General features: G+C 53.5%; 2 protein-coding genes, 3 tRNA genes, 2 rRNA genes and 1 pseudogene. 2 read left to right on the forward strand and 6 right to left on the reverse strand.

The window, feature by feature from the left end; genetic code table 11:
* Positions 1 to 65 precede the first annotated feature (65 nt).
* Together AC4CWH_RS25465 and AC4CWH_RS25470 are read left to right on the forward strand one after the other, a co-directional pair.
* Positions 66 to 902 carry a helix-turn-helix domain-containing protein gene (locus tag AC4CWH_RS25465; RefSeq protein WP_491322509.1) on the forward strand — a complete coding sequence of 279 codons (837 nt, stop codon included), beginning with the start codon at positions 66 to 68 and terminating at the stop codon, positions 900 to 902.
* A 102-nt stretch (positions 903 to 1,004) separates the two neighbouring features.
* Positions 1,005 to 2,092, forward strand: a protein-coding gene (locus AC4CWH_RS25470) for an IS3 family transposase (RefSeq protein ID WP_491321446.1) whose coding sequence is annotated in 2 segments (ribosomal slippage) — positions 1,005 to 1,266 and positions 1,266 to 2,092 — 1,089 coding nt in all. Because the reading frame shifts where the segments join, the coding sequence is not laid out codon by codon here.
* 37 nt (positions 2,093 to 2,129) lie between these two features.
* On the opposite strand, the pseudogene AC4CWH_RS25475 reads toward AC4CWH_RS25470, so the two are convergent.
* From AC4CWH_RS25475 to AC4CWH_RS25500, 6 genes and pseudogenes are all read right to left on the reverse strand, one after another.
* A pseudogene (locus AC4CWH_RS25475) lies at positions 2,130 to 2,695 on the reverse strand (IS3 family transposase); the annotation flags it as partial.
* Positions 2,696 to 2,948: 253 nt separating this feature from the next.
* A tRNA-Met gene (locus AC4CWH_RS25480) sits at positions 2,949 to 3,025 on the reverse strand.
* A gap of 428 nt (positions 3,026 to 3,453) precedes the next feature.
* Positions 3,454 to 3,568: ribosomal RNA gene (gene rrf, locus AC4CWH_RS25485) — 5S ribosomal RNA — on the reverse strand.
* 238 nt (positions 3,569 to 3,806) lie between these two features.
* A 23S ribosomal RNA gene (locus tag AC4CWH_RS25490) occupies positions 3,807 to 6,689 on the reverse strand.
* Between the two features lie 555 nt (positions 6,690 to 7,244).
* Positions 7,245 to 7,320 (reverse strand) — tRNA-Ala (locus tag AC4CWH_RS25495).
* An 88-nt stretch (positions 7,321 to 7,408) separates the two neighbouring features.
* A tRNA-Ile gene (locus AC4CWH_RS25500) sits at positions 7,409 to 7,485 on the reverse strand.
* Positions 7,486 to 7,550 lie beyond the last annotated feature (65 nt).

A 7,550-nucleotide genomic window follows, 5' to 3' on the forward strand; every position in this document is an offset into this window, starting at 1 on the left:
ACCTACTGTTGATTCTGATAATCAAAAGCTCATTTCGTTTACAATTGTTAACAATGAGATACTTTATGGACAAACGCGCGCTATCGGGCCTGTTTCGCATTCGATTGATGGAGCTTGTGACGCGTGCTGGCGCCAGCCATTCCGCCTTCGCAGAAGGAATCGGCATCGACAGGTCTGCCCTTTCGCAGCTTTTGTCAGGCGATTCGGCGCGCCTCCCGCGTGTGGAAACCCTGCTTAGGATCGCCGAGCATCATTCGGTGTCGCTGGACTGGCTTCTCGGTATCTCACACGATCCGGGGCTGACGGGCGAGTTGAGGCCAAGCTTCGAAATCGAGGAAGGCGGCGAAGATTATACCGACACGCTGTTAATGAAATGGCATGCCGAGGCGACCGGCTCCAAGATACGATATGTCCCGGCACGTATTCCGGATTTGCTTCGTACGCCGGAAATCATCGCTTTTGAGGCGGATGCGGCGCATCAAAGTGTGAAGGCGCAAGCGAGCGAAACAGCGTTCCGTCTTGATTATAATCGTCAGCCCGGCACGGATATGGAAGTGTGCATGCCTCAAGAGACACTGGAAGCGTTCGCGCAGGGGCGGGGCATGTGGAGTGGTTTGAAACGAGAGGTCCGCGCCGCGCAGTTGCAATACATGGCCAGACTGATCAGCGAGCTTTACCCCTCATTTCGCCTCTTCCTGTTTGACGAAAAGGAACGATTTTCGGTACCCTATACGATTTTCGGATCTCAGCGGGCAGCTATCTTCGTGGGCGGAATGTATCTTGTGCTCAATAACGCCGAATCTATCCGTAAGATGCAGCGACACTTCGATGAATTGATTAGGTTTACACGCATTCACGCCCATCAAAGCGGCGAGTTTGTGAAAGGCCTGAAAGCGGCATAGACCGCACGAAGATTGAAGCCGCCTTGAAGGGGCGGTAATCCCCCCGCAAACTAAACGGGCTTAAAAGTAGAATTTTCTCACAAGATTTTGGAGAAGATTCCGATGAAGATATCACGATTCAGCGACGCGCAAATCATGGCAATCCTGAAGCAGGCAGAGGACGGCATTCCGGTTGCACAGCTTTGCCGGGAGCATGGCATGAGCGATGCGAGTTTTTACAAGTGGCGGGCCCGGTTAGGCGGCATGGATGCGTCCATGGTCAGCCAAATGAGGAGCATGGAAGAGGAGAACCGGCGCCTGAAGAAGATGTATGCGGAACTGAGCATGCAGAACGATCTTTTGAAGGAAGCTCTCGGAAAAAAGCGCTGAGGCCGTCTCAACGCAAGGAGATGGCCATGCAAGCGGTCCAGAAGCATAATATCAAAGTGGCCCTCGCGTGCCGGACGTTCTCGATCAGCGAGACATGCTATCGATATGGACGCAAGCTCGACAACGAGAACGAAGGCATTGCCGACTGGTTGCTGCGTCTGACGACAGCCAGGAAGACATGGGGTTTCGGCCTTTGTTTCCTTTATCTTCGTAACATCAAGGGCTTCACCTGGAATCACAAGCGGGTTTACCGCATCTATCGCGAACTGGAATTGAACCTTCGGATCAAGCCCAGGAAGCGTTTGGTTCGAGAGTGTCCCGAACCGCTGGCCGTGCCGGAACACCCGAACCGGACCTGGTCGATGGATTTCATGGCCGATCAGCTTGCCGACGGCCGCTCGTTCCGGACCTTGAATGTCATCGATGACTTCAACCGTGAGGGGCTTGGCATCGAGGTCGATTTCTCGTTGCCAGCCGAGCGGGTCGTTCGATCCCTCAACCGGATCATCGAGTGGCGTGGCAAGCCGGATATAATTCGTGTCGATAACGGCCCGGAATATATCAGCGGCACGCTTTTGGCGTGGGCCGAGAAGCGAAACATCACCATCGCCCATATCCAGCCGGGCAAGCCGCAGCAAAACGCCTACATCGAGCGCTACAACCGCACGGTTCGGCATGAATGGCTGGGATGCTTGATATTCGATACCATCAAGGAGGTGCAGGATCACGCCACACGCTGGCTCTGGACATACAACAATGACCGACCCAATATGGCTATCGGCGGCATCACGCCGAGGCAGAAACTGAAAATGGCAGCGTAAATTCTACTGATCGGACCCGTTAAAAACGGGGGGATTACCAGATCGCCTCGATGCCCATCTTCTTCATCAGCGTGGCGACATGCAGCCGCCCAGTCTCCAGCCCTTCTCCTCTCAAGAGCCCTTGCAACATCCGACTTCCGGCAAAGGGGTAGTCGAGATGCAACTCGTCAATCCGCCGCATCAGGGCAAGATCGACGTCTGGGACTGGACGAGGCAGATAATAGACACTGCCACGGCTGAAGCCGAGAAGCTTCGCCTGGCGTGCGACCGACAGTTCGTGCTCGCGGTCGATCATTTTTTTCCGCCCAGCAAGCCCGCTTTGCCGAGCGCTCCGGCTAAAAAATCGTTTTCCAGCGTCAGCTCCCCGATTTTAGCGTGCAGCGTTTTGACATCAACGGTTGGACCCGCCGGTTCCGCTTTGGCTTCATCGCCGAAAACGCCTGTCGCCCCCTCAAGGAGTTGGTCTTTCCACTGTTTGATCTGGTTGGCGTGCACGTCGAACTGTTGGGATAATTCCACCAGCGTCTGCTCGCCTCGGATGGCGGCGAGCGCCACCTTTGCCTTGAAAGCCGGGCTGTGGTTCCGGCGCGGTCGTCTCGTCATGGTATCTCCTGTTCCCGGCATCTAAGCCGAAGTCAGGCCGAAATTCCACTTATCCCGCCTGTGCAGATTTTCCGAGCCAGCTCTGTCATGGATCTGATGGAACAGCAGTTCATCGCAGCAGCGCAGAACGATTTCGTTGCCAAGATCGCTTCCGGCGAGATCGATACGGAGCACAAACGCAAAAAGCTCCTCGAGCGTTATGGCGAGGAGCTTAAAAGCAAATATCTGGAATGGTCTAATTTACAATTTTCGTTGGTTGCGGGGGCAGGATTTGAACCTGCGGCCTTCAGGTTATGAGCCTGACGAGCTACCGGGCTGCTCCACCCCGCGTTGTCAAAGTTTTGCCGTCAGGCAAAATCTCGTTACCGGGTTTTTGCCGTTAGGCAAAATACCCACAGAGTTTTGCCGTCAGGCAAATCTCGTTACATGCGTAAATCCGTTTTGGATTTATCGCGCCTGCGTCACAGCGCAGCTGTGATGCATACTGCCGGAGCAAATTGCCGAATGCAATTTGTCTCCTGTAAGGGTCGCACCATTGTCTATTCGGTACGCCAATCTTTCCTGTATCCCAAACGACGAAAGGCCGCTTTGAGCGACCCTTTTGTTATCGGCTGGGCCGTTAGTGTTTGTGACGAGAAGATTGGCGGATTTGCAAAGTTCAAACCGCGAGGTATTTGCGAGTGCAAAACCTGGGTATTTGCTTTCGCAAAACCCGACGGATTTGCAAGTGCAAACCGTGACAACATTGCCTTTAGCAGACCTGGCAGCGACCTACTCTCCCGCGTCTTGAGACGAAGTACCATTGGCGCAGGGGCGTTTCACGGCCGTGTTCGGAATGGGAACGGGTGCAGCCGCCCCGCCATGACCACCAGGTCAGCTAAGGGCAATGTGTTGAGAAGCTGGTAACTAGGGCTTAGCCAATAGGCAGTAGCCAATAGTTTTTTTTGAACACGTCTTTTTTCTTTCATGCGGCCGTATGAGCAGGTCACCCATACAGGCCTTTGGCCGTCGCCAATCGTTTGGCGCGCCGTCTGCAGCGTAGCATCCGAAGGATGCGACAGCGTGAAGACTGAAAGAGATGGCTCATCTTCGATGAGCATTATCAATGAGAACGATCAAGCCAATCGAGCTATTAGTAACGGTAAGCTTCATGCATTACTGCACGTCCACACCCGTCCTATCAACGTGGTCGTCTTCCACGGCTCTGATAGGGAATACTCGTTTTCAGGTGGGTTTCCCGCTTAGATGCCTTCAGCGGTTATCCCTTCCATATATAGCTACCCTGCTATGCCCTTGGCAGGACAACAGGTCCACCAGAGATATGTCCATCCCGGTCCTCTCGTACTAGGGACAGATCCTGTCAATATTCCTACACCCACGGCAGATAGGGACCGAACTGTCTCACGACGTTCTGAACCCAGCTCACGTACCGCTTTAATTGGCGAACAGCCAAACCCTTGGGACCTGCTCCAGCCCCAGGATGCGATGAGCCGACATCGAGGTGCCAAACAACCCCGTCGATATGGACTCTTGGGGGTCATCAGCCTGTTATCCCCGGCGTACCTTTTATCCGTTGAGCGATGGCCCTTCCACACGGGACCACCGGATCACTATGACCGACTTTCGTCTCTGCTCGACTTGTCAGTCTCGCAGTCAGGCGGGCTTATGCCATTGCACTCGACGACCGATTTCCGACCGGTCTGAGCCCACCATCGCGCGCCTCCGTTACTCTTTCGGAGGCGACCGCCCCAGTCAAACTACCCACCATACACTGTCCCGGATCCGGATGACGGACCGCGGTTAGACATCCATGACGATAAGGGTGGTATTTCAAGGATGGCTCCACGAGAACTGGCGTCCCCGCTTCAAAGCCTACCACCTATCCTACACATGCCGACACGAATGCCAGTGTAAAGCTATAGTAAAGGTGCACGGGGTCTTTCCGTCTGACCGCAGGAACCCCGCATCTTCACGGGGAATTCAATTTCACTGAGTCTATGTTGGAGACAGCGGGGAAGTCGTTACGCCATTCGTGCAGGTCGGAACTTACCCGACAAGGAATTTCGCTACCTTAGGACCGTTATAGTTACGGCCGCCGTTTACTGGGGCTTCGATTCAAAGCTTGCACCTCTCCTCTTAACCTTCCAGCACCGGGCAGGCGTCAGACCCTATACGTCGTCTTGCGACTTCGCAGAGCCCTGTGTTTTTGATAAACAGTCGCTACCCCCTGGTCTGTGCCACCCTGACATACTTGCGTACAGCAGGGTCACGCTTCTTCCGAAGTTACGCGTGCAATTTGCCGAGTTCCTTCAACATAGTTCTCTCAAGCGCCTTGGTATACTCTACCTGACCACCTGTGTCGGTTTCGGGTACGGTCTATAATGATGGAGCTATTTCCTGGAACCGCTTCCTCGCCCATCCAATCCAATAAGAATGAACAAGTTACGCAATCCGTCACTACCACCAGGCCCACGAATATTAACGTGGTTCCCATCGACTACGCATTTCTGCCTCGCCTTAGGGGCCGGCTAACCCTGCTCAGATTAACTTTAAGCAGGAACCCTTGGTCTTTCGGCGAGGGGGTCTCTCACCCCCTTTATCGTTACTCATGTCAACATTCGCACTTCCGATACCTCCAGAGGCCCTCACGGGTCCTCCTTCGCAGGCTTACGGAACGCTCCGCTACCACGTGCAGTAAACTGCACATCCTCAGCTTCGGTGCATGGCTTTAGCCCCGTTACATTTTCGGCGCAAAGACCCTTATTTAGACCAGTGAGCTGTTACGCTTTCTTTAAATGATGGCTGCTTCTAAGCCAACATCCTGGTTGTTTTGGGATCCTCACATCCTTTCCCACTTAGCCATGACTTGGGGACCTTAGCTGGAGGTCAGGGTTGTTGCCCTCTTCACGACGGACGTTAGCACCCGCCGTGTGTCTGCCGATTAGTACTCCCGGGTATTCGGAGTTTGGTTAGGATCAGTAAGACGGTGAGTCCCCATAGCCCATCCAGTGCTCTACCCCCCGGGGTATTCGATCGACGCACTACCTAAATAGTTTTCGCGGAGAACCAGCTATTTCCGAGTTTGATTGGCCTTTCACCCCTAGCCACAAGTCATCCCAATCTATTGCAACAGATGCGGGTTCGGCCCTCCAGTTGGTGTTACCCAACCTTCAGCCTGCTCATGGCTAGATCACTCGGTTTCGGGTCTAATGCATCTAACTGAACGCGCTATTAACACTCGCTTTCGCTGCGCCTACACCTACCGGCTTAAGCTTGCTAGATACACTAAGTCGTTGACCCATTATACAAAAGGTACGCAGTCAGGCTTTCGCCCTCCTACTGTTTGTAGGCATCCGGTTTCAGGTTCTATTTCACTCCCCTTGTCGGGGTGCTTTTCACCTTTCCCTCACGGTACTTGTTCGCTATCGGTCATGCACGAGTACTTAGGCTTGGAGAGTGGTCTCCCCATGTTCAGACAGGATTTCTCGTGTCCCGCCCTACTCTAGGACAATGCGTATTTTACGTGTACGGGGCTATCACCCGCTACGGCCGAACTTTCCAGATCGTTCCACTTTAGCTCACATTGCCACTGGCCTGGTCCGCGTTCGCTCGCCACTACTTACGGAGTCTCGGTTGATGTCCTTTCCTGCAGGTACTTAGATGTTTCAGTTCCCTGCGTTCGCTTCTAACCCCTATGTATTCAGAGTTAGATACCTTATCACAATGCTTGGAAACCTGGAGCGTCTTCGACGCAGGCAATAGCCAATAGGCAGTAGCCAATAGGATCTAAACCCTACTGCCTATTGCCTAATTCCTACTGCCTTGTGCGCCATCGGCGCACCAGATTTCCCAAGCATTTAAGGTGGGTTGCCCCATTCGGAGATCCATGGATCAAAGCTCATTCGCAGCTCCCCACGGCTTTTCGCAGCGTATCACGTCCTTCTTCGCCTGTGCATGCCAAGGCATCCACCAAATGCCCTTACGACACTTAATCGTTCTCATTGCCAATGCTCATCCATATGGAAAGCCAATAGCCAATAGGCATTAGCCAATAGGATCTAAACCCCACTGCCTACTGCCCAATTCCTACTGCCTCACCAAACCCAGTTACCTTTTACAACCGGGCTATTTCAGATGCCATCGACGTGTTCGACAAGTCTGCTTTATTGGAGCTACGCCGAGCAGCTCGCTTGCAGCTTGTCTTAAGACCAGCTTCTCGAGATTAAATCCGGGATCGCGCGGTCAGGCAACGATCATCAGTGATCCATCAGAGGTGACTTGCGTCACCAACAACAGACGACCAGAGTGACAAGCTTCCTACCTTCTCCGATCCCTCTTTCGTATCCGGCCGGCTAGGCCATCAACGACATCATTGGAACCGGCATCGGACATCTCGGGTCAAAAACCCAAAACACCTGGAAGCCTCCAGATCAATCTTCTCTTCACAATATAGGCAGAACAGGCACATCTGCTCAAAAGCAGCGTGCAAACACGTTTTTCTTCAAAGGATATTGCCGTCCAGACGCTCGTCTCGACACCAAATTGAGATTGGTGGAGCTGAGCGGGATCGAACCGCTGACCCCCTGCTTGCAAAGCAGGTGCTCTCCCAGCTGAGCTACAGCCCCAACCATCGCAAACACCTGACGAACTTGCCGCCAGGATCAGGTAAACCATCAAACCAACGCCCTAAAGCCAAAGCCTCAGGACCAAAATTGGTGGGCCCGGGTAGACTCGAACTACCGACCCCACGCTTATCAAGCGTGTGCTCTAACCAACTGAGCTACGGGCCCATCTCAATGCACCAGCACAAAAACCCCAAGACCCGAAAGCCTAAAGATCAGATTGCCAGTACAGG

It is taken from the genome of Neorhizobium sp. PAMB6716, assembly GCF_058242805.1.

Excerpts from the sequence above, each read along its gene's own strand:
- AC4CWH_RS25465 (WP_491322509.1), top strand. The coding sequence starts at position 66 with ATGGACAAACGCGCGCTATCGGGCCTGTTTCGCATTCGATTGATGGAG.